We start from the raw sequence: 20,495 nt of genomic DNA on the forward strand, positions 1-20,495 counted from the left end.
GGACCAACGGGAGGGATCAACGGATGACCGACGACACACTCTTCACGCCTCTCACCGAACTCGCCTTCGACGTGGACGAGGAGGAGACCGATCGCGCGGCCACCGAAGTGATCGACGACGCCACGCTGCGCCTGCTCAAGCGTGAGAACCGGGTGGCCATCGCCCGTGCGCCCAGCAGACGCGTGTCCGCTCCCGGCCAGGCGGCGGACCGGTGCGGCCACGACGTGCCTCTGATGTTCGCGCTGCACGCCCACCCCGAGTGCACGTTCGCCTGGTCCCGGTTTCTGGTCGACCTCAGCCCGACACCGGACTGCGTCATCGCGGACATGGCCCCGCGCGAGGTCGAGGACCTGCCGGTCGAGGTGGAGACGACGGTCGGTCTCGACCTGTCCTTCTCCGTCGCCGCGTCGGTGGTCGATCTCTCCGGCGCTCCGCAGGTCGGGCGGCGACGCACGGTCTACCACCCGATGGTCCTGGCCTCGGGCGTCGGCTTCCGCAAGGCGTACTGGGACTTCTATCCCAAGGCGGGCGACTATCTGCACTCCGACAAGGAGCTGCGGCTGCTCGTGGACGCCCCGGCCGGCACGCCGGTGCACGCCGCCTTCACGGTTCGGGTCAAGGTCCGTTTTCGGGGGCTGCCACGGCTCATCCCGCTCCTGGCGAGGACCAGCACCACCGAGAGGACCGTCCGGCTCGCGTGAGTCACGTCAGACGGACCAGGGACGAGCGCGGGCCGCCGCCCCTCGGACAGCGGCCCGCGCCCCGGCCCGACGGCTACCTCTGCTTGATCCTCAGGAACGTGACGGAGTTCGCCGGGAAGGTGTAGCTGAACTTCCCGGCCACGCCGCGGAACGTGGACGTCACCGGGGTCACCGGCGTGTCCGTCTCGGTGTTCACCGCGTCCTCGTCGGCGGCCAGCGTGGTCACCCGGGCCGTGGAGGCGACTTTCGCGCCACCCAGGTCGATCGCGGTACGGGCCTCGGCCGCCTGGGCGTTGACGACCTTGACGATCAGGTCGCCGGTCTTCGCGTCCTCGGTGACGACCTGGCGGAACGGCTCGGCCGGCTTGTCGTCGGTGAAGCTGCCCCACTCCTCGCCGTCCAGGAACAGCGTCACCTGGCGGCCGCGCACCTTGATGTCGATGTCGTAGGCGCGGCCCGTCTCGATCGATCCGGCCTTCGTCATCAGCGTGCCCTTGCCGCCGTCCACGGCCTGCTCGATCGCGGACTGGGTGTTGTTCCAGCCGCCCAGGTTCCACCAGTAGTAGTTGCCGGTGTCCTTGACGCCGAAGGCGACCAGGAAGCCCTCCTTGCCGGACTTCTTGGTGGCCTTCACGTGCAGGTCGTAGTCCTTCCAGGCGGGGTCGCCCGCCGTGACCATGGTGTTCTCGGCGGCGGTGTCGGTCTGGACGTACTGGCCGTCCTGGATGCTCCAGCTGCCGGCGCCTGTGTGCTTCCACTTCGCGGCGTCACCGGAGAAGTCCTCGTCGAGCAGGACCGCGCCGTCCGCCGAGGTGACCTTCACGTCGTCGTACGCGGCGCTGGTCGCCCAGGTGGAGAGGCCGACGGCGCCGGTGATGGGGCCGCTGACGCCGGGAGTGGTGGTGGCCTTCGACGGGACGACGCGGTCGCCGACGTTGGTCATGAACAGCTTCTGGACCTCGTAGTTGGCCGAGTTCCAGGAGGCCCGGTTGTTGAACCAGATCATGTCCGGCCGCCACTGCACGTAGTCCTCGTTGGCGAGCAGCGGGGCGTACGAGGCGAGTTTGACGATGTCCGCGTTGCGTTCCAGGCCGGTCATGTAGGCGGCTTCGGCGAGGCCGTTCTTCCAGGCGTTGCCCTGGGAGGCGTACTCGCCGAGGAAGACCTTGGGGCCACTGCGGTCGTAGGAGTCGTAGCGGTCGTTGTTCTGCAGGAACCAGTTCGGGCTGTTGTAGTAGTGCTCGTCGACCATGTCGACCTTGCCCTCGCGGTTGAGCTGCCAGGCGGTGTCGAAGGTCGTTCCGGCGTCGTCCGGGCCGGAGTTGGAGATGACGGTGATGTCCGGGTACTCGGCCTTGATGGCGGCCCGGAACTGCTGGAAGCGGGCGAAGAACTCCCTCGGGAGGTTCTCCTCGTTGCCGACACCGATGTGGGTCAGGTGGAAGGGCTTCGGGTGGCCCATGCGGGCGCGCACCTTGCCCCACTTCGACGTCGCCGGGCCGTTGGCGAATTCGATGAGGTCCAGGGTGTCCTGGATGTGCCGCTTGAGCAGGGCGTCGTCGTCGGTGGCCTTGTTCTGGCCGCAGCCGGTGACCAGGGCCGGGACGACGGGCAGCGGCATGGCGCCGATGTCCTCGGAGAAGCGGAAGTACTCGTAGTAGCCGAGGCCGTAGCTCTGGTTGTAGCCCCAGACGTTGGCGTTGGTCGCGCGCTCCTCGACGGGCCCGATGGTGTCCTTCCACTGGTAGCTGCGCTTGCGCTGCCAGCCGCTGGCCTCGCTGTAGTCCTCCATGGAGCCGGTGTTGACCAGGCAGCCGCCGGGGAAGCGCACGAAGCCCGGCTTCAGGGCGGCGATCTTCTCGGCGAGGTCCTTGCGCAGGCCGTTCGGCTGGTTCTTGTACGTCTCGCGCGGGAACAGCGACACCATGTCGAGCGCCGCGGCGTTCACCGAGGCGACGGCGAGTCGGCCGCGGTTGCTGGTGCGGGTCGCGGTGAAGGTGGCCTCGTACTTGGCCCAGCCGCCCTTGACGGCGACCTGGCGGGCGGTCGCCAGGGAGCCGGCGGCGTCCTTCAGGGAGACGGCGAGCGTGGTGCCGCTCTCGGCGCGGGCCCACACGGAGAAGTCGTACCGCTTGCCCTGCTCGACCCGGATACCGGTGTTGTAGCCGGTGTTCGTGACGGACGAACCGGCGCCCAGGGACAGGTAGTTGCGGTTGCGCTCATTGAGCCGGCCGGAGTCGTTGACGACTTGGGCCGTGCCGCCGACCGTCCAGGAGGTCAGGGGCGTGTACGAGCCGTTGTCGGCGGTGGAGTACTCGAAGGACCGGTTCTGCACGAGCTCGGCGTAGAGACCGCCGTCGGCGGCCCGGTTGATGTCCTCGAAGAAGACGCCGTACATCGTGTCGTCGATCTTCGCGCCCCGGGCGGACGGGTCGACGGTGATCGCGTAGTCGGTGACGTCCTCGGCGTGCGCGGGGACCGGTACGAGGGCTGCTGCCGTCAGGAGTGCGGTGGTCGTGAGACCGGCTCTCCATCGGGTGCGGGCGGTGCGTGGCATGGATACTCCGCGGCTCTCTGGTAGAGGAGTGTTCGAAATATCAGACATTGATCAGCACTTCGAACGGCAAGATAGGGAGGGGGGCCAAGTGCGTCAATGGGTCGCGCGGCAACGGATGTGACGGAAAGCGGGACGGTATGGGCGAGTTCTGGCCAGTGCCCGATGCCCTGGCGTATCTGGCCGGACGGTGGCGCGTGGCGCGGTCGGTGCGGGATCTCGCCGAGGGCGTGCAGGGCGAGTTCACCGGAACCACTCTCTTCGAGAAGCAGGAGACCGGCGGGTTGCTGCACGTCGAGTCCGGCACCTTCACCTGGCACGGCGTCGCCCGGCCCGCCGAGCGGACCCTGCGGTTCCTGCCGGGGCCGGACGGCACGGCCGACGTGCGGTTCGCGGACGGGCGGCCGTTCCACGAACTGGACCTGAGGTCCGGGCGGCATGTCGCCGGCCATCCCTGCGCGGCGGACCTCTACCGCGGCGAGTTCACCGTTCGCGACGCCGGCCACTGGCGGACGGTGTGGCGGGTCCGCGGCCCCGCGAAGGACCTCGTACTGCGCACCGACTACGCGCGCGAAGGCTGAGCGGACACCCCGTCGAAGCGCAGGTTCCAGCGCCCCGCGCGGCCCGTCACAGCGGTCGTCGACAGGGGGCGGACATCGATGTTCCAGTACGTGGAGGGCGGGGCCTTCAGGGCGTACACCAGGGCGGCCCGGATCACCGACGGCTCGGCCACCGCCACCACCCGGCAGCCGTCCTCGACGGGCCGGGTGTCGAGCCATCCGCCGACGCGGGTGATGAAGTCCACCAGCGACTCACCGCCGTGCGGTGTGGCCCGCGGGTCGGCGAGCCAGATGTCCACGGCTTCCGGCTCCCGGGCCATCGCCTCGCCCAGGGTCAGGCCGCCCCACCGGCCCATGTCGCAGTCCCGCAGACCGAGTTGCACGAGCGGCGCGTAACCGAGCCCTTCCCCCGTGGCACGGCTGCGCGGAGTCGGCGAGCAGTACCGCAGCTCGGCGGCGGCGAGCGGCAGCAACTCGTGGGCGACGCGCTCCACCTCGCCCCAGCCGGCCTGGTCCAGCGGCCGGTCGTCCTCGAAACGCTCGGCGAGCAGCGGGGAGCTGCGAGCGGCGGCGACGAACGTGACCCTCAGTGGCATGCGGGGATCGTGCGTCCCGCAAGTGCGCAGGTCAAGAGGTGTTATCCGGGAGTTACCCAGGGTGGGCCCGACCTCACTGGCCGAAGATGAGCGCCATCCAGTGCTCGGGGTGTTCCAACTCGCCGAAACCGAGCCTGCTGTAGACGCCGTGTGCGTCGTGCGTGGCGAGCAGGATCCGGCGCACCCCGTAGGAGCCCAGTTCGTCCCGTACGGCCGCCACGAGCGCCGAACCGACTCCCTTGCCGCGCACCGACCGGTCGATGTACACGTCACAGAGCCAGCCGAAGGTCGCCCGGTCGGTGATGACCCGGGCGTACGCGACCTGCTCCCCCGACACCGTTTCGTACACGCCGAAGTTGAGCGAGCCCGCGATCGCCCGGTCCTGCTTCTCACGGGAGCGGCCCAGCGCCCAGTACGCGTCGGTGGACAACCAGTGGTGCACGCGTACGGCGTCGATACGGGCGGGGTCGGTGGAGAGTTCGTAGCCCTCGGGCAGGGGCGGGGTGTCGGTCATGGCGCGATGCTCGCAAAAACCCGGCCACGGCGTCGAACGCTTATCCCAGCACCTCGTCGCAGGCGGTGCGCAGCCGCCGCACGCCCTCCGCGATCTCACCGGTCCCGGCGACCGCCGCGAAGCTCAGCCGGATGTGCGGGGCCGGCGGCTCGGCGCTGAAGTAGGGGCGGCCCGGGGTGATCGCGACGCCCGCGCGCAGGGCCGCGGCCGTCAGGGCGGCTTCGTCCGTTCCGTCGGGCAGACGCGGCCACAGGTGGTAGCCGCCGGACGGGACGTGCGGCAGGGCGATTTCCGGCAGGTGCAGCGCGAGCGCGCCGGTCATGGCGTCGCGGCGCGCCTTCAACTCGGTGGCGACGGCCCGCAGATGCCGCGGCCAGGCGGGAGAACCGACGAGTTCGAGCGCTGCCTCCTGAAGGGGCCGCGGCACGAAGAAGGTGTCGACGACCTGGATGGCGCGCAGCCGCTCCAGGATCGGGCCGCGCGCGGCCAGGGCGCTCACCCGGAAGCTCGGCGAGGTCGCCTTGGTCAGCGAGCACACGTGGACCACGACGCCGTCGGGGTCGTCGGCGGCCAGCGGCCGTGGCAGGGGCCCCGCGTCCTCGTGCACGAGTCGCCGCACGAAGTCGTCCTCGACGACGAACGCCCCCGCCTCACGGGCGATGCGCAGCACCTCGCGGCGCCGCTCGGGCGCGAGCACGGCGCCGGTGGGGTTCTGGAAGAGCGGCTGACAGACGAAGGCCGGGGCCCCGCTGGCCCGGAACGCGTCGGCGAGCAGCGCCGGTTTCACGCCGTCCGGGTCCACCGGCACGGGCACCGGGCGCAGTCCCGCGGCACGGGCGATGGCGAGCATGCCGGGGTAGGTCGGCGACTCGACCAGCACGGGGGCGCCTGGCGGGGCGAGGGCGCGCAGTGCGGTGGTGAGCGCGGACTGCCCGCCCGCGGTGATCAGCACCTCGGCCGCCGTGTAGGACCCGCCGATACCGCGCGCGAACCACTCGCGCAGTTCCGCGAGCCCCTCCATGGGCGGGCGCCCCCAGGCTCCGGGGCGGCGTCCCGCACGGGACAGGGCGGCGGCCATCGCCCGCTCCGGCTGCAAGGACGGGTGCAGATAGCCGCCGTTGAACTCGATGACGCCGGGCGGCGGAGCGGCCAGCGAGACCAGGACCCCGGAGGCGTCCACCGAGCGCGGCACGAGCTCGGCGGCACCCTCGGCGCTGAGCGCGACCTCCTGCCAGGACGTGTCGCCGGCCGGGGCCGGTGTCGTCCGGGCCGGTGCGCGGAAAGCGCCCGCGCCCGGCCGGGTGACCACCAGACCCTCGGCGGCGAGCTGGGCGAGGGCCCGCGACACGGTCACCGGGCTCACCCGGAACCGCTCGACGAGGGTCCGACTCGACGGGAGCTTTCCACCAGGCGAGTAGCGGTCGAGCTCCCGCCGCAGTTGTTCCGCCAGTTCACCGACGCTGCTACGCTCTTGCATGAGAGCAGAGAGTAGCGCTACTGCCGCACCACGGATAGCAGTCAGCACCGAGCGGGACCGTCCCGGCTTCGGCACCCTCCAGGCCGCCCTCGGCGTCGTCGCCTTCTCCCTCACGTTCCCCGCCACCGCTTGGGGGCTGGAGGGATTCGGGCCCTGGTCGCTCGTCGCGGTGCGCAGCGTCCTGGCCGCGGTGATCGCGGGCATCGCGCTCATGGCGGTGGGGGTACCGCTGCCCGCCCGCCACCACTGGCCGGGCCTCGCCGTCGTCGCGGCCGGTGTCGTGCTCGGCTTCCCGCTGCTGACCACGCTGGCGCTGCAGACGTCGACCACCGCGCACGCCGCCGTCGTGGTCGGACTGCTCCCGCTGACCACCGCGCTCTTCTCCGCCCTGCGCGTCGGCAGCCGCCCCTCGCGCACCTTCTGGACGGCGGCCCTCGCGGGCGCGGCGGCGGTGCTCGCCTTCACCGTGCAGCAGAGCGGCGGTGCCCTGACCGCGGCCGACCTGTACCTCTTCGCGGCACTGCTGGTCTGCGCGGCCGGCTACACCGAGGGCGGCCGGCTGGCCCGGATCATGCCGGGCTGGCAGGTCATCGGATGGGCTCTGGTGCTGTGCCTGCCGCTCACCGTGCCGGTCGCCGCCCTCGCGCTGGCACAGGAGCCCGTACGGCTCACCGCGCACAGCGTGACCGGGCTGCTGTGGGTCGCGGCGGGTTCGCAGTTCCTCGGGCTTGTCGTCTGGTACCGCGGCATGGCGGCGATCGGCATTCCCAAGGCCAGCCAGTTGCAGCTGGCCCAGCCCCTGCTCACACTGGTGTGGTCGGTGCTCCTGCTGGGCGAGCACCTGACGGTGGCCGCACCGCTGACGGCCGCGGCGGTGCTGGTCTGCATCGCCGTCACACAGCGGGCGCGCGGCTGAGGGAGGCGGCCACGGCCCCCTGCCGACCCGCGCCCCCCGCCGTAGACTCGTGGCCACGGACCGCTGCTCCGCACCCCGTGAGGAGGCCCCAGATGCGCGCAACCGTGGGTGACCAGCTTGTCCAGCACGGCAGGGTGGTCGGTCAGCACGACAAGGTGGGCGAGATCGTCGAAGTGCTCGGCCAGGAGGGCACTCCCCCGTACCGCGTCCGCTTCGAGGACGGGCACGAGGGCATCTGCTCACCGGGACCCGACACCGAGATCCGGCACCGGGAAACCACCACCGGGCCGTGACTCAGCGCGGGGAAGGCGCCGGCTGCCCGTAGTGGTCGGCGACCACCCGCGCCATCGCCCCGATCCGATCGGTCGCCAGGTCCTTGGCGGCGAAGAAGACGTGCCCGCGCACCTGTGCGTGCTCCCTCGCCAGCGTCAGGTGCCGGGACAGCTCGGCCGGGTCCTGCCAGGCGGCGGGCTGCGCCGGGTCACCGGCCTTGTACAGCGCCTCTCCCACGTAGAGCCGCGTCGAGCTGCCGCGCGCGACGTCCGCCCACCACCGCACGAGTTTCTCGTAGTCGGCGGCGGTGAAGCCGATGTTCCAGTACAGCTGCGGGACGATGTAGTCGATCCAGCTCTCCCGCACCCACGTGCGGGTGTCCGCGTGCAGGTCGTCGTACGTCTGGACGCCCGCCCTGGTGTCCGAGCCGAGCGGGTCGGTGGCGGCGTTGCGCCACACGCCGAAGGGGCTGATGCCGAAGTGGACGCCGGGACGCACCTGCTTGATGTGGTCCGCCGTCTCCCGCACCAGCTTGTCGATGTTGTCGCGCCGCCATGCGGCCCGGCTGGGGAAAGCGGTGCCGTGCTCCTCGTAGGCCGTGTCGTCGTCGAAGGTCTGGCCCGCCACCGGGTACGGGTAGAAGTAGTCGTCGAAGTGGACGCCGTCGACGGGGTACCTGGCCACCGCGTCGAGCATCGCCTTCCGCACGAAGGCACGGACCTCGGGCAGACCCGGGTTGTAGTAGAGCTTCCCGCCGTACGTGACCACCCAGTGCGGGTTCCTGCGGGCGGGGTGCCCGGCGGCGAGCCGGTCCGGATCGGCGTGCACGGCGACCCGGTACGGGTTGAACCAGGCGTGCAGCTTCAAGCCCCGGGCGTGCGCCTCCTCGACGGCGGTGCCCAGCGGGTCCCAGCCGGGGTCCTTGCCCTGGGTGCCGGTGAGGTACTGCGACCACGGCTCGTACGGTGAGGGCCACAGGGCGTCCGCCGTGGGCCGGACCTGGAAGATCACGGTGTTGAGCCGGTCGCGGACCGCCCTGTCGAGGTGGCTGATCAGCTCGGCGCGCTGCCGCGTGGCGGTCAGGCCCGGCTTCGACGGCCAGTCGCGGTTGGCCACGGTGGCCAGCCATACCCCCCGCATCTCCGAGGCCGCCCCGCTGCCCCCCTTGCCGTCCCCCCTGGGCGCGGCCGACGCCGGAGGCATCATCGTGAAAGCCGACAGCGCCGCCACCGCGAACGCCCTGCGTGACACTCGTCCCATCCGCATGCCCCAGAAAGCCGCGGATCCGCCCGGTCGCGGATCGTCCCTGGGCCAGGATGCCCGAAGCTGTCCCGCCCCACTCGATCGATCATCGATACTTGGGAGTAACGTGCACGAACGGAGCAGGCACCGGAACCCGGCGCACCTGCCCAGAAGTGGATCAGCAGCGAAAGGGACGATGTGACGGACATCCCAGCGGGAGACATTGCACGCGTCGGAGTCGTGGGCTGCGGTCAGATGGGCGCGGGGATCGCCGAGGTCTGTGCCCGCGCCGGCCTGGACGTCATGGTCGCCGAGACCACCGGCGAGGCGCTGGAGATCGGCCGGACCCGGCTGTTCAGCTCTCTGGCCAAGGCAGCGGAGCGCGGCAAGATCACCGAGGAGGAGCAGGAGGCGACGCAGGCCCGGCTCAGCTTCACCACGGATCTCGGCGAGTTCGCCGACCGTGACCTCGTGATCGAGGCCGTCGTCGAGAACGAGCAGGTCAAGACGGAGATCTTCCAGGTGCTCGACCAGGTCGTGACCCGGCCCGACGCCATCCTGGCCTCCAACACCTCCTCCATCCCTCTGGTGAAGCTGGCGGTGGCGACCTCGCGGCCCGACCAGGTCATCGGCATCCACTTCTTCAACCCGGCGCCGGTGCAGAACCTCGTCGAGCTGATCCCGGCGCTCACCACGTCCGAGGGCACCCTCAGCCGGGCCCAGCTGTTCACCGAGAAGGTGCTGGGCAAGCACGCGATCCGCGCCCAGGACCGGTCCGGCTTCGTGGTGAACGCGCTGCTGATCCCGTACCTGCTCTCCGCGATCCGCATGTTCGAGACGGGTATCGCCAGCCGCGAGGACATCGACAACGGCATGGAGATGGGCTGCGCCCACCCGATGGGCCCCCTGAAGCTCTCCGACCTCATCGGCCTGGACACGGTCGCCTCGGTCGCCCAGTCGATGTACGAGGAGTACAAGGAGCCCCTGTACGCCGCTCCCCCACTGCTCCAGCGCATGGTCGACGCCGGCCGCCTGGGCCGCAAGACGGGCTCGGGCTTCTACGCCTACTGAGCCCCCCGGGCCACGCTCAACGCCGCCGCTCCTCCGGCCACGGCCGGAACCGGCGGCGTCCCCATTCCTGCGCCTGCTCGTTGAGGCGGCTGCGGAGCCAGCCCATCCAGAGGGCGAGCGGAGTGGCCACGAGAGCGATCAGCAGCGCCGTACCCCACCCGGCGCCACCGGATGAGAACCGGAACACCACGACCAACAGCGCATAGAGCGCCAGCGCGAACGCCGCGTTCTTCTGCCACTTCGTCATGGTGGCCCGGGTACCCCCGGAGGCCGGTTACGGACGGTCAGATTTCGGCCAACCCGCGGGCCCGGCACCGGCTCTGGTGCCGGGCTCGCGGCATTCACACACCGTGTGCGCGTCGGGCTCGCATATGCCCGTCGCACACTCTCCCCAGGCGCCCACCAGGCGAGTTGACTCCACTGCGCACACCAGGGATGTGAAACGACTACGGAAAGGAGCGGACTTGTGACCGCCGATCCCGAGCATCCCGTCGTCCATGGAGAACTCGCAGAGTTACGACGCCGCCTCGATGTGGCGTACGCCCGCGTCGAGGGCGGGCTGGCTCTGCTCAGCCACCGCACCGAGGAGACCGCCAAGGAGATCGAGGAACTCAACACCCGGATCCACACGCTCGAACACGCGCGCTGGCCGCTGCCGGCGGTCGCCGCCCTCACCGCCGTGGGTGCCCTCGTCATGGCGATCTGGCAGGCACTCGGACGCTAGGTCACGTCGTGTCAGGGCAACGTGTCCTGTCCGAGCCTGAGATGGTGCAGCAGAAGCAACGCGGCCGCCATGTTGGCGGCCGGGACCTCGCCGCGGGCGACCATGTCGGGGACGAGCTTGAGGGGGACCCATTCCCTGCGGTCCGACTCGAAGTCGTCCACGGGGTGCCCGACGTACTCGCCCCGGTCGGCCCAGTACACGTGGTGCCGGGCGTCGGTGAGCCCGTTGGACGGCTCCACGCTCATCAGGTGGCGTAAGGGTCCCGGCCGCCAGCCGGTCTCCTCCTCCAGTTCCCTGGCGGCCGCGCGGGCCACGTCCTCGCCGTCCTCGACGACGCCCGCCGCGAGTTCCCACCCCCAGCTGTCCGTGATGAAACGGTGCCGCCAGAGCAGCAGCACCTCGTTGGCCTCGTTCACCACCGTGGCCACGGCTACGGGCCGCAGCCGGATGAGGAAGTGGTCGAGGTGCCGGCCGTCCGGCAGTTCGACATCAGCGAGATTGACGCTGAACCAGCGGTTTGAGTACACACCTTGTTCGTTGTGTTTCGTCCACTGCACGGTTCTGCCACCTTCCGTCGAGTAAGTGGCAATATCGCAGCAGGGACGTGCTGACAGCAGGCGCACAGGAAGCGGCTCGGGATCAGGCGGGTGCCGCTGTCCGGCATCTACAACGGTACGCGCAGCGCCCCGTCGATGAGTTCGGCCGCCTCGCCCGTGCCCCCGCACCCGCTGCGTACCAGGTGGTCGCGCACCGCGCGCAGCCGGTCGCGCAGCCGCTGGGACTCCATGCCGCGGGCCTGCTCGGCCATCTGCACGGCGATGGCCACCGCCTTGTCGGCGTTGCCCTGGCGCAGTTCGATGGTGCTCAGCATGGCCAGCCGGTGCACCCGGCCGCGGTCGTGCGCCGGGTTGTCGACGGCGGCCGCGGCATGCTCCCCGGCGGCCGCGATCTCCCCGAGGCTGAGCAGTGCCTCCGCCACCTGGACGTTGACCAGCCCGGGCTGGACATAACCGGTCTCGTCCGGCTCGTGACCACGCCGGATGCGCTCGGCTGCCTGCTCGGCCCGCCGGATGCACGACAGGGCGCTGGTGCCGTCGCCGAGGTGCGCGTACGCCTTGGCCTGCATCGCGTACAGGTCGGAGGCGAGCGCCGGGGTGATGTGCTTGCCGGCGGCCCGCAGCGCGGCCTCCGCGAAGGCGACGGCCTGCCGGTACTCCCGCATGAACAGCGACTGGTTGACGAGCAACGCGATCACATACGCGCCCAGTCCGCGGTCCCCGCTGGCCTTCGCGAGCCGCAGCGCCTGGTGGAAGTAGCGCTGTGCGAGGCCGTGCGCGTCGGAGTCGTAGGCACAGATCCCGGCGACGGCCACCAACCCTCCGGTGGCCCGGTGCAGTTGACGGCCCGTCTCGTCGGTGTAGCTGCCGCGCAGCAGCGGGGCGGCCTCGGCGTTGAGGAACCCGACGATGCGGGCGCGCGTCACGATGCCTCCGGCCTTGCGGTACATCTGCTCGTAGTGCGTACGGGCGGCCCGCAGCATCTCCAGATCGCCCGGGGTGACCCGGTGTCTGCCGCCGCGGGAGACGTCCACGTCCTCGGGCGGGTTCTCCCACTCCCACACCGGCATGACGGCGGGCGTGCCGGTGAGCGCGGGCGCGCCGAGGATGTGAGGGCGCTGCTGCTGGTCGGAGCGCCACAGGGCGGTGGCCCGCTCGACGAACCCGGACAGCGAGCCGGTGTGCGGGGCGGACGGCTCGCCGGGCACACCGAGGCCGATGTCGTCGAGGGTGACCTGCCGCCCGAGCCGGGCGGCGAGCACCTCGCAGATCAGGTCGGGCACCTGGCCGCGCGGGCGCTGCCCCTTCAACCACCGGGCGACGGCGGTGTGTTCGTACCTCAGGGACAGACCACGGGCCCGTCCCGCCTGATTGACGTGTGCGGCCAGCCCCGCGTGCGAGACCCCGGCCTCGTCCAGGATCGCGTCGAGCAGAGTGTTGGGCTGCATCTGGGCCCCCCGGTGGCTCGGTGCGGACAGATTAGTGGTTCCGCCTTCACACGGGGTGTGAACGGAGTGCCCGAATCCGGACTGTGTGCACACTGTCGCTCACAGTCGCCGACCGGTTGACTGAAATGCCTCGCAAGAGGCCGGCCGGGCCGCCGGCTCCCCCTCGTACAGTGCGGCGGCCCGCACCCGCCGTCCGCCCGGCTGCCTGCCCGACACTCCGTGGCGGGGCGGACGGCTCCGCCGGCCCATCTCCGTTGCGTCATCGGTGGGGTGTCGGCTGCTGGTGCCCCGTGGCTTGTCGCGCAGTTCCCCGCGCCCCTGAGGGACGTGCGCGCACCGGCCGTACAACACAAAACCGGACCGGCCCAAAATGACCGGTCCGATTCTGTCCCTCTCAGGGGCGCGGGGAACTGCGCGGCAAGCCACCGCGACCCCGCAGTCGGCGACAGGGCGCAGCCCCCACGGCGCTAACTCCGCAACACGGCCCCCACGCGCTCACCGGCGAGCGCGACCGCCGCATCCCGAGCCGCGGAAGCCTCATCCACGGTCAGGGTCCGGTCAGCCGCCCGGAACCGCAACGCGTACGCCAGCGACTTCCGGCCCTCACCCAACTGCTCGGCGTTCTCGTACACATCGAACAGCCGGATCGACTCCAGCAGCTCCCCGGCCCCGTCACGCAGCGCCTCCTCGACCTCCGCCGCCGGAACGACCGCGTCGACGACCAGGGCGACATCCTGCGTGGCGACGGGGAACGTGGAGATACGCGGCGCCTTCACGGTCGCGTCACCGGCCGACTCCACCGCGTCCAGGTCGATCTCCATCGCGCAGGTCCGCGCCGGAAGCCCCAGCGCCTTCACGACCCGCGGGTGCAGTTCACCCGCGTGTCCCACGACCCGCTCGGCACCGTCCACGGTGATCGCCAGCTCGGCGCACCGCCCCGGGTGCCACGGCCCGTACTGCCCGTTGCGGATGATCAGCTCGGCACCCGCCTCACGGGCGACGGCCCGCGCCGCCTCGACCGCGTCGGCCCAGTCGGCCGGCCGGCCCTTGCCCCACCAGCCGGCCTGCTCACGGGCGCCGGCGAGCACGACCGCGGCGTACCGCGGCTGCTCGGGCAGCGCCGCGTTCAGCTCGGCGAGCTCCTCGTCGGTCGGGCGGCGGTCGACGGGGAGCACCGCGGCGATCCGCCGCTCCTCACGCGGCCGGAAGACCAGGCCGGTCTCGAACAGCGCGAGGTCGTGCGAGCCACGGCCGTCGTTGCGGCGCAGGGCGGCGAGCAGGCCGGGGAGCAGCGAGGTGCGCAGCGCCGGCTCCTCGTCGCTCAGCGGGTTGCTGAGCTTGACGACACGGCGGGCCGGGTCGTCCGCCTCGAGGCCGAGCTGGTCGAAGACCTGCTCGCCGATGAACGGGTAGTTCAGCGCCTCGACGTACCCGGCACCAGCGAGGGCCCGGCCGACGCGGCGGTGCAGCCGCTGCCGGTCCGTCAGGCCGAGGCCGGCGGGCGGCTTGGGCAGCGTGGAGGGCAGGTTCTCGTAGCCCTCCAGGCGGATGACCTCTTCGGCGAGGTCGTTCGGGTCGGTGAGGTCGGGCCGCCAGGACGGCACGGTGACGATCAGCTCGTCCTGCCCGTACACGTCGCAGCCGATCTCCTGGAGCCGCCGTACGACGGTCTCGCGGCCGTAGGCGACGCCGGCGACCTTGTCCGGGTGGTCGGCCGGGATGGTGATGGTGCGCGGCGCGGTCGGCGCGATCACCTCGGTGACGCCGGCCTCGGCGGTGCCGCCGGCCAGCAGGACCAGCAGATCCACCGTGCGCTGCGCGGCGGCAGCGGCGGCCTGCGGGTCGACGCCGCGCTCGAAGCGCCGGGACGCCTCGGAGGACAGCTTGTGGCGGCGGGCCGTGCGGGCGATCGACGTGGCGTCGAAGTGCGCGGCCTCGATGACGACGTCCGCCGTGGCATTCTCGACGTTGTCGTGGTCGGCGATCTCCGTGTTGGCGCCGCCCATGACGCCCGCGAGGCCGATGGGGCCGCGGTCGTCGGTGATCACCAGGTCCTCGGCGTCCAGCGTGCGCTCCACGCCGTCGAGGGTGGTGAGCTTCTCGCCCGGCTCGGCCCGGCGCACGCCGATGGTGCCCTGGACCAGGCCGCGGTCATAGGCGTGCAGCGGCTGGCCGAGCTCCATCATCACGTAGTTGGTGACGTCGACGGCGAGCGAGATCGGGCGCATGCCGACCTTCTGCAGGCGGCGCTGGAGCCAGATCGGGGAGCGGGCCTCGGCGCTCAGACCGGTCACGGTGCGGGCGGTGAAGCGGTCGCAGCCGGTGGGGTCCGAGATCCGCACCGGGTAGCCGTAGGCGTTCGGGGCGGGCACGTCGAGCAGGGCCGGGTCGCGCAGCGGCAGGCCGTAGGCGATGGCGGTCTCGCGGGCGACGCCGCGCATCGACAGGCAGTAGCCGCGGTCGGGGGTGACGGCGATGTCGAGGACCTCGTCCACCAGCTCCAGCAGCTCGACGGCGTCCTTGCCGACCTCGGTCTCCGGGGGCAGCACGATGATGCCCTTGGTGCCGTCGTCGCCCATGTTCAGCTCGTCGCTGGAGCAGATCATGCCGCGGGACATCCGGCCGTACGTCTTGCGTTCGGCGATCTGGAAGTCACCGGGCAGGACGGCGCCGGGCAGGGCGACGACGACCTTGTCGCCGACGGCGAAGTTGCGGGCGCCGCAGATGATCTCCTGGGGCTCGCCGGTGCCGTTGGCCTGGCCGACGTCGACGGTGCAGAAGCGGATCGGCTTCTTGAACTCCGTCAGCTCCTCGATCGTCGCCACCTGGCCCACGACCAGGGGGCCCTTGAGGTCGGCGCCGAGCTGCTCGACGGTCTCGACCTCGAGCCCCGCCGAGACGAGCTTCTCCTGGACGTCGCGGCCGGATTCCGTCGCCGGCAGGTCGACGTACTCCCGCAGCCAAGAAAGCGGGACCCGCATCAGATCTCCATCCCGAACGGCCGGGTGAACCGGACGTCACCCTCGACCATGTCTCGCATGTCCTCGACGTTGTGGCGGAACATCAGCATCCGCTCGATGCCGAACCCGAAGGCGAACCCGCTGTACTTCTCGGGGTCGACGCCGCAGGCGGTGAGCACCCGCGGGTTGACCATGCCGCAGCCGCCGAGCTCGATCCAGCCCTCGGAAGAGCAGGTGCGGCAGGGGCGGTCGGGGTTGCCGACGGACTCGCCCTTGCACACGTAGCAGAGCATGTCCATCTCGGCGCTCGGCTCGGTGAAGGGGAAGTAGTTCGGCCGCAGCCGGGTCTTCATGTCCTCGCCGAACAGGGCCTGGACCATGTGGTCGAGGGTGCCCTTGAGGTCGGCCATCGTCAGGCCCTCGTCCACCGCGAGCAGCTCGATCTGGTGGAAGACGGGCGTGTGCGTGGCGTCCAGCTCGTCGGTGCGGAACACCCGGCCGGGGCAGACGATGTAGACGGGCAGCTCACGGTCGAGCAGTGCCCGGGCCTGCACCGGGGAGGTGTGGGTGCGCAGGACGACGCCGGAACCGGACTCCTCGGTGCCCTTTGGCCCCTGCACGAAGAAGGTGTCCTGCATCTGCCGGGCCGGGTGGTCGGGCAGGAAGTTCAGGGCGTCGAAGTTGAACCACTCCGCCTCGGCCTCCGGGCCTTCGGCGACCTCGTAGCCCATGGCCACGAAGACGTCCGCGACCCGCTCCATCATGGTGGTCAGCGGGTGCCGGGCGCCGGCCGGCACGCGGTCGTAGGGCAGCGTGACGTCCACCGCCTCCTCGACCAGAACGCGGGCGTCCCGCTCGGCCTCCAGCTCCGTCTGGCGGGCGGCGAGGCCCTTGTTCACGGCGCCGCGGGCCTGGCCGACACGCTTGCCGGCGTCGGCCTTGGCGTGCGGGGGCAGGGCGCCGATCTCGCGGTTGGCGAGGGCCAGCGGGGAGGCGGGGCCGGTGTGGGCGACCTTCGCCTCGTGGAGCGCGTCCAGGGAGTCCGCGGCGGCGAAGGCGGCGAGCGCCTCGTCCCGCATGCGCTCGATCTCTTCCGGTTTCAGTGCCTCGACCTCGACAGGGTCGTACGACTTATTGGGTGCCGACATCTCTTCCCGTGCTTCCGGTTGGCTGGCTGGAACGCCCCGTCTACGGTCCGGAGACGTTTCGTCTACGGAACTGGACGCAAAGGTGCCAATGGCCGAGTCTAACGGGGCGGAGGTGTACGAATGCGCCCGCGGGCTGCTCAGGCGAGATAGGCCGGAGCGCTCACGGGCAAGGTAAATCGGAACTCGGCGCCTGCGCCGGGGGCGCGGCCGACCGTGATGGTGCCGCCGTGGGCCTCGACGATGCCCTTGACGATGTAGAGCCCGAGGCCCGTGCCGCCGCGCTTGCTGCCCCGCCAGAAGCGGGTGAAGACGCGGTTCATGGACTCCTCCGGGATGCCTGGCCCCTCGTCGCTCACTGTGACCGAGGTGGCTGCGTGCTCGGAGTACTCGCCCTCGCGGGGAGACGCCGTGGCCGTGATGTCGATCGTGACAGTTCCCTCGCCGTGCCGCACGGCATTTTCCAGGAGGTTGCTGAGCACCTGGTCGATCTTGTCGGGGTCCGCCCACAGGTCGGGCAGCGGCTGCTGGACGCGGAGCAGGAAGCGGTCGGCGGGCTGCCCGGCGGCGACGTAGGCCTGGATGTGCCGTCCTACGGCGGCGGCTATGTCGACGGGCTGGCGGCGCAGCTCGAGACGGCCGGAGTCGATCCGGGAGATGTCGAGCAGCTCGGCGATGAGCCGGGTGACCCGGTCCGCGTCGGCGTCGACGGTCTCCAGCATCAGCCGTTTCTGGTCGTCGGTGAACCGTTCCCATTTGGCGAGCAGCGTGGCGGTGAAGCCCTTGACGGAGGTCAGCGGGGACCGCAGCTCGTGGGCGACGGTGGCGATCAGCTCGGCATGGCTGCGCTCGGTGCGGCGGCGGGCCTCGGTGTCGCGCAGGGTGACGACCAGACGGCGGACGGGGCCGGTGGGGTGGACGCGGACGTAACGCGCGGAGACCAGTACCTCGCGGCCGCCGGGCAGAAGGAGATTGCGCTCGGGCTGGCCGACGCGGATGGCGAGGCCGCCGTACGGGTCGGTCAGCTGCCACCAGCGCCGGCCCTCCAGGTCCTCTAACGGCAGGGCCTTCTCCAGGCGCTGCCCGAGGGCGTCGCGGGCGCTCACGGTGGTGATGCGCTCGGCGGCGGTGTTGAAGCAGATGACGCGGCCCTGTTCGTCGGCGACGACGAGCCCGTCGGGCAAGTGGTCGGGGTCGATGCCGAGGTCGGCGGGATCACCGGACGGCCGGGACGCGGCGGGCGGGTCCCCGGCGTCCTGGGCTCCCGGTGCGCTGCTCGTGCCGGCGCTCATCCCCGTACCCCACCTCCAAGGCTCGCAGAGGGGTCCCTGAGCTGGTCACCCTACTAGTTCCCGGTGACGGAACGGCACCCTCCGGCGGCGCGCTGTGCACGCGCCGACGCATAGAGACATACGGCGGCGGCGGTGGCGAGGTTCAGGCTCTCGGCCTTCCCGTGGATCGGGACGCGGACGACGGCGTCGGTGAGGGCGCGGGTCTCCTCCGGCAGGCCCCAGGCCTCGTTGCCGAACACCCAGGCGGTCGGCCCGCCCATGGCGCCCTTGTCGAGCTCGTCGTCGAGGTCGCGGTCGCCGGCACCGTCGGCGGCGAGGACCCGGACGCCGGCGTCCCGCAGGCCCGCGACCGCCTGCTCGACGGGGACGCCGACGGCGACGGGCAGGTGGAACAGGGAACCGACCGAGGCGCGGACGGCCTTCGGGTTGTACACGTCGACGGAGGCGTCGGTCAGCACCACGGCCTCGGCACCGGCGGCGTCGGCGCAGCGCAGCACGGTCCCGGCGTTGCCGGGGTCACGGACGTTCGCCAGCAGGGCGACGAGCCGGGGGCGTGCCGCCAGGACCTCGTCGAAGGGCGTGTCGAGGAACCGGCAGACGCCGACGAGGCCCTGCGGGGTGACGGTGGTGGAGATGTCGGCGATCACCTGCTCGGAGGCGAGGTGCACCCGGGCCCCGGCATCCCGGGCGGCCCCCACGATGTCGGCGTACCGCTCGGCGGCCTCCAGCGTCGCGAAGAGCTCCACGAGGGTGGCCGCGCCCCCGGCCAGGTGCCCGGCCGCTTCCCGCACGGCCTGCGGACCTTCCGCGAGGAACAGCCGCTCTTTCCCCCGGAAGTTCCGCTTGGCCAGCCGACGCGCCGCCGAGACACGGGAGGAGCGGGGGGAGATGAGCTCGGGGGTGGGCATGCGTTTCACCTTGTCACTAACTCGGACACAGCAGGACCCGCAGGCGTTTCCACCTGCGGGTCCTTCAGTCACGTCGGCTGAGAGCCGGAGGCGTCACGCCGCCTTGGGGGCGTTGACGTCGCTCGGCAGCGCCTTCTGGGCGACCTCGACGAGCGCGGCGAACGCGCCGGCGTCGTTGACGGCCAGCTCGGCCAGGATCTTGCGGTCGACCTCGACGTTCGCGGCCTTCAGACCCTGGATGAAGCGGTTGTAGGTCATGCCGTTGGCGCGGGCAGCGGCGTTGATGCGCTGGATCCACAGCTGGCGGAAGTCACCCTTGCGCTTCTTGCGGTCGTTGTAGTTGTAGACCAGCGAGTGGGTGACCTGCTCCTTGGCCTTGCGGTACAGGCGCGAACGCTGACCGCGGTAGCCGGAGGCCTGCTCGAGGATCGCCCGGCGCTTCTTGTGGGCGTTGACTGCCCGCTTGACGCGTGCCACTTCTTAACTCCTTGTAGCGGGGCCGCGGTGGTCCTCACACGGCCCGAAATCGATTGGGTCCCGGTCCTGACGTACGGCGCTCACGCGCCGGGCGTCACTTGCCGAGAAGCTTCTTGATCTTCTTGGCGTCGCCCGGGGCCATCTCGGCGTTGCCGGTGAGGCGACGCGTCACACGGGACGACTTGTGCTCGAGCAGGTGGCGCTTGCCGGCGCGCTCACGGAGCACCTTGCCGGAGCCGGTGACCTTGAAGCGCTTGCTGGACCCGCTGTGCGACTTGTTCTTCGGCATAGCGCCGTACTCTCCTCGTCGGTGGCGCTCCGGTGCCCGGTCGCGAAAACCGGGCACGGTGGAGCGTCGTCTTGTTTCGATTGCTTCCTGGGACTCGCGTCCCGGGAGTCACGCCTCGGCGGGCTCCTCGGCCGGCGCCTCGGCTTCCGCGGCGTTCTGCGAACGGCCGGGGTGGGCCTTCGCCTCCGCCTTGCGGGCCTCCTGCGCCTGGCGAGCCTCGGCCATCGCCTCGGTCTTCTTCTTGTGCGGACCGAGGACCATGATCATGTTCCGGCCGTCCTGCTTCGGGTTCGACTCCACGAAACCGAGGTCCTGGACGTCCTCCGCGAGACGCTGCAGCAGTCGGTAGCCCAGCTCGGGCCGGGACTGCTCGCGACCACGGAACATGATCGTGATCTTGACCTTGTCGCCCTGCTTGAGGAACCGGACGACGTGACCCTTCTTGGTGTCATAGTCGTGCGGGTCGATCTTCGGCCGGAGCTTCATCTCCTTGATGACCGTGTGCGCCTGGTTCTTGCGCGCCTCACGGGCCTTCATGGCCGACTCGTACTTGAACTTCCCGTAGTCCATGAGCTTGCACACGGGCGGACGGGCGTTCGCCGCGACCTCGACCAGGTCCAGGTCGTACTCCTGCGCAAGCTCCAGTGCCTTGGCCAGCGGGACGATGCCCACCTGCTCGCCACTGGGACCGACAAGTCGCACCTCGGGAACGCGAATCCGGTCGTTGATGCGGGGCTCGGCGCTGATGGATCCTCCTCGGTAGCACCACGCGACGGTCTGGCGGACGGCCG

21 protein-coding genes are annotated in these 20,495 nt (G+C 71.1%); 6 read left to right on the plus strand and 15 right to left on the minus strand.

What is annotated here, in order from left to right; all coding sequences use genetic code 11:
* Window positions 1-23: 23 nt before the first annotated feature.
* Window positions 24-701: a hypothetical protein gene (locus IE97_RS0123260; RefSeq protein ID WP_030243855.1), complete on the plus strand. Its 678-nt coding sequence runs from the start codon at window positions 24-26 to the stop codon at window positions 699-701.
* A 73-nt stretch (window positions 702-774) separates the two neighbouring features.
* Here IE97_RS0123260 and IE97_RS0123265 read toward each other — a convergent pair whose 3' ends face one another.
* The gene (locus IE97_RS0123265; RefSeq protein ID WP_030243857.1) at window positions 775-3,258 is read right to left on the minus strand and encodes an alpha-L-arabinofuranosidase C-terminal domain-containing protein; all 2,484 of its coding nucleotides are present in this window, start codon (window positions 3,256-3,258) and stop codon (window positions 775-777) included.
* A gap of 137 nt (window positions 3,259-3,395) precedes the next feature.
* On the opposite strand from IE97_RS0123265, the gene IE97_RS0123270 reads away from it, so the two are divergent.
* Window positions 3,396-3,836, plus strand: a complete 441-nt coding sequence (locus IE97_RS0123270) for a DUF6314 family protein (RefSeq protein WP_030243859.1) — start codon at window positions 3,396-3,398, stop codon at window positions 3,834-3,836.
* On the opposite strand, the gene IE97_RS0123275 is transcribed toward IE97_RS0123270, so the two are convergent.
* The 3 genes from IE97_RS0123275 to IE97_RS0123285 all read right to left on the minus strand — a co-directional run bounded on the left by IE97_RS0123275 (window position 3,818) and on the right by IE97_RS0123285 (window position 6,402).
* A complete protein-coding gene (locus IE97_RS0123275) occupies window positions 3,818-4,411 on the minus strand; it encodes a histidine phosphatase family protein (protein ID WP_030243862.1) in 594 nt (197 codons plus the stop codon). The two genes, IE97_RS0123270 and IE97_RS0123275, sit on opposite strands and share 19 nt — an antisense overlap.
* Before the next feature lie 73 nt (window positions 4,412-4,484).
* The gene (locus tag IE97_RS0123280; RefSeq protein WP_030243863.1) at window positions 4,485-4,925 is read right to left on the minus strand and encodes a GNAT family N-acetyltransferase; all 441 of its coding nucleotides are present in this window, start codon (window positions 4,923-4,925) and stop codon (window positions 4,485-4,487) included.
* Between the two features lie 40 nt (window positions 4,926-4,965).
* The gene (locus IE97_RS0123285) at window positions 4,966-6,402 is read right to left on the minus strand and encodes a PLP-dependent aminotransferase family protein (RefSeq protein ID WP_030243866.1); all 1,437 of its coding nucleotides are present in this window, start codon (window positions 6,400-6,402) and stop codon (window positions 4,966-4,968) included.
* Here IE97_RS0123285 and IE97_RS0123290 point away from each other — a divergent pair.
* Window positions 6,401-7,318 (plus strand): DMT family transporter, encoded by a 918-nt coding sequence (locus tag IE97_RS0123290; RefSeq protein WP_030243867.1) that lies wholly within the window; start codon window positions 6,401-6,403, stop codon window positions 7,316-7,318. The genes IE97_RS0123285 and IE97_RS0123290 overlap by 2 nt on opposite strands.
* A 92-nt stretch (window positions 7,319-7,410) precedes the next feature.
* Window positions 7,411-7,611 (plus strand): DUF1918 domain-containing protein, encoded by a 201-nt coding sequence (locus IE97_RS0123295; RefSeq protein ID WP_030243868.1) that lies wholly within the window; start codon window positions 7,411-7,413, stop codon window positions 7,609-7,611.
* 1 nt (window position 7,612) lies between these two features.
* Here the strand turns inward: IE97_RS0123295 and IE97_RS0123300 are convergent, their stop codons facing one another.
* Window positions 7,613-8,851 (minus strand): glycoside hydrolase family 10 protein, encoded by a 1,239-nt coding sequence (locus tag IE97_RS0123300; RefSeq protein ID WP_030243872.1) that lies wholly within the window; start codon window positions 8,849-8,851, stop codon window positions 7,613-7,615.
* A 180-nt stretch (window positions 8,852-9,031) separates the two neighbouring features.
* Between IE97_RS0123300 and IE97_RS0123305 the strand changes: the two genes are divergently transcribed.
* On the plus strand, window positions 9,032-9,904 hold the full coding sequence (locus IE97_RS0123305; protein WP_030243875.1) for a 3-hydroxybutyryl-CoA dehydrogenase: 873 nt from the start codon (window positions 9,032-9,034) through the stop codon (window positions 9,902-9,904).
* Between the two features lie 16 nt (window positions 9,905-9,920).
* Here the strand turns inward: IE97_RS0123305 and IE97_RS0123310 are convergent, their stop codons facing one another.
* Window positions 9,921-10,151, minus strand: a complete 231-nt coding sequence (locus IE97_RS0123310; RefSeq protein ID WP_030243878.1) for a hypothetical protein — start codon at window positions 10,149-10,151, stop codon at window positions 9,921-9,923.
* 219 nt (window positions 10,152-10,370) lie between these two features.
* Here IE97_RS0123310 and IE97_RS0123315 point away from each other — a divergent pair, with 219 nt between their 5' ends.
* Complete coding sequence (locus IE97_RS0123315; RefSeq protein WP_030243880.1) at window positions 10,371-10,628, plus strand: hypothetical protein; 258 nt, start codon at window positions 10,371-10,373, stop codon at window positions 10,626-10,628.
* An 11-nt stretch (window positions 10,629-10,639) separates the two neighbouring features.
* On the opposite strand, the gene IE97_RS0123320 is transcribed toward IE97_RS0123315, so the two are convergent.
* The 9 genes from IE97_RS0123320 to infC form a co-directional block, all read right to left on the minus strand.
* Window positions 10,640-11,185, minus strand: a complete 546-nt coding sequence (locus IE97_RS0123320) for an NUDIX hydrolase (RefSeq protein ID WP_030243882.1) — start codon at window positions 11,183-11,185, stop codon at window positions 10,640-10,642.
* Between the two features lie 107 nt (window positions 11,186-11,292).
* A complete protein-coding gene (locus tag IE97_RS0123325) occupies window positions 11,293-12,633 on the minus strand; it encodes a hypothetical protein (RefSeq protein ID WP_030243884.1) in 1,341 nt (446 codons plus the stop codon).
* A 467-nt stretch (window positions 12,634-13,100) separates the two neighbouring features.
* Window positions 13,101-15,614 carry a phenylalanine--tRNA ligase subunit beta gene (gene pheT / locus IE97_RS0123330; RefSeq protein WP_030243888.1) on the minus strand — a complete coding sequence of 838 codons (2,514 nt, stop codon included), beginning with the start codon at window positions 15,612-15,614 and terminating at the stop codon, window positions 13,101-13,103.
* Window positions 15,614-16,741, minus strand: a complete 1,128-nt coding sequence (pheS, locus tag IE97_RS0123335) for a phenylalanine--tRNA ligase subunit alpha (protein ID WP_030243891.1) — start codon at window positions 16,739-16,741, stop codon at window positions 15,614-15,616. Before pheS ends, pheT begins: the two co-directional genes overlap by 1 nt.
* A 137-nt stretch (window positions 16,742-16,878) precedes the next feature.
* A complete protein-coding gene (locus tag IE97_RS0123340) occupies window positions 16,879-18,030 on the minus strand; it encodes a sensor histidine kinase (RefSeq protein WP_030243892.1) in 1,152 nt (383 codons plus the stop codon).
* Between the two features lie 53 nt (window positions 18,031-18,083).
* The gene (locus IE97_RS0123345) at window positions 18,084-18,938 is read right to left on the minus strand and encodes a TrmH family RNA methyltransferase (RefSeq protein WP_030243893.1); all 855 of its coding nucleotides are present in this window, start codon (window positions 18,936-18,938) and stop codon (window positions 18,084-18,086) included.
* A gap of 93 nt (window positions 18,939-19,031) precedes the next feature.
* On the minus strand, window positions 19,032-19,415 hold the full coding sequence (gene rplT, locus IE97_RS0123350; RefSeq protein ID WP_003989074.1) for a 50S ribosomal protein L20: 384 nt from the start codon (window positions 19,413-19,415) through the stop codon (window positions 19,032-19,034).
* 94 nt (window positions 19,416-19,509) lie between these two features.
* A complete protein-coding gene (gene rpmI / locus IE97_RS0123355) occupies window positions 19,510-19,704 on the minus strand; it encodes a 50S ribosomal protein L35 (RefSeq protein WP_003989075.1) in 195 nt (64 codons plus the stop codon).
* Between the two features lie 108 nt (window positions 19,705-19,812).
* Entirely contained in the window at window positions 19,813-20,451 is a 639-nt protein-coding gene (gene infC / locus IE97_RS0123360; RefSeq protein WP_234310820.1) for a translation initiation factor IF-3, read from the minus strand.
* Between the last annotated feature and the right edge of the window lie 44 nt (window positions 20,452-20,495).

The sequence above is a fragment of the Streptomyces sp. NRRL S-455 genome (genome assembly GCF_000717875.1).
GTDB lineage: Bacteria > Actinomycetota > Actinomycetes > Streptomycetales > Streptomycetaceae > Streptomyces.

What these genes read in the sequence shown, in the direction of transcription:
- pheS (WP_030243891.1), bottom strand. Translation starts at nt 16,741, where the DNA reads ATGTCGGCACCCAATAAGTCGTACGACCCTGTCGAGGTCGAGGCACTG.
- IE97_RS0123270 (WP_030243859.1), top strand. Translation starts at nt 3,396, where the DNA reads ATGGGCGAGTTCTGGCCAGTGCCCGATGCCCTGGCGTATCTGGCCGGA.
- IE97_RS0123265 (WP_030243857.1), bottom strand. Translation starts at nt 3,258, where the DNA reads ATGCCACGCACCGCCCGCACCCGATGGAGAGCCGGTCTCACGACCACC.
- IE97_RS0123345 (WP_030243893.1), bottom strand. Translation starts at nt 18,938, where the DNA reads ATGCCCACCCCCGAGCTCATCTCCCCCCGCTCCTCCCGTGTCTCGGCG.
- IE97_RS0123325 (WP_030243884.1), bottom strand. Translation starts at nt 12,633, where the DNA reads ATGCAGCCCAACACTCTGCTCGACGCGATCCTGGACGAGGCCGGGGTC.
- IE97_RS0123310 (WP_030243878.1), bottom strand. Translation starts at nt 10,151, where the DNA reads ATGACGAAGTGGCAGAAGAACGCGGCGTTCGCGCTGGCGCTCTATGCG.
- IE97_RS0123300 (WP_030243872.1), bottom strand. Translation starts at nt 8,851, where the DNA reads ATGGGACGAGTGTCACGCAGGGCGTTCGCGGTGGCGGCGCTGTCGGCT.
- IE97_RS0123285 (WP_030243866.1), bottom strand. Translation starts at nt 6,402, where the DNA reads ATGCAAGAGCGTAGCAGCGTCGGTGAACTGGCGGAACAACTGCGGCGG.
- rpmI (WP_003989075.1), bottom strand. Translation starts at nt 19,704, where the DNA reads ATGCCGAAGAACAAGTCGCACAGCGGGTCCAGCAAGCGCTTCAAGGTC.
- IE97_RS0123290 (WP_030243867.1), top strand. Translation starts at nt 6,401, where the DNA reads ATGAGAGCAGAGAGTAGCGCTACTGCCGCACCACGGATAGCAGTCAGC.
- IE97_RS0123295 (WP_030243868.1), top strand. Translation starts at nt 7,411, where the DNA reads ATGCGCGCAACCGTGGGTGACCAGCTTGTCCAGCACGGCAGGGTGGTC.
- IE97_RS0123280 (WP_030243863.1), bottom strand. Translation starts at nt 4,925, where the DNA reads ATGACCGACACCCCGCCCCTGCCCGAGGGCTACGAACTCTCCACCGAC.
- pheT (WP_030243888.1), bottom strand. Translation starts at nt 15,614, where the DNA reads ATGCGGGTCCCGCTTTCTTGGCTGCGGGAGTACGTCGACCTGCCGGCG.
- IE97_RS0123260 (WP_030243855.1), top strand. Translation starts at nt 24, where the DNA reads ATGACCGACGACACACTCTTCACGCCTCTCACCGAACTCGCCTTCGAC.
- IE97_RS0123340 (WP_030243892.1), bottom strand. Translation starts at nt 18,030, where the DNA reads ATGAGCGCCGGCACGAGCAGCGCACCGGGAGCCCAGGACGCCGGGGAC.
- IE97_RS0123275 (WP_030243862.1), bottom strand. Translation starts at nt 4,411, where the DNA reads ATGCCACTGAGGGTCACGTTCGTCGCCGCCGCTCGCAGCTCCCCGCTG.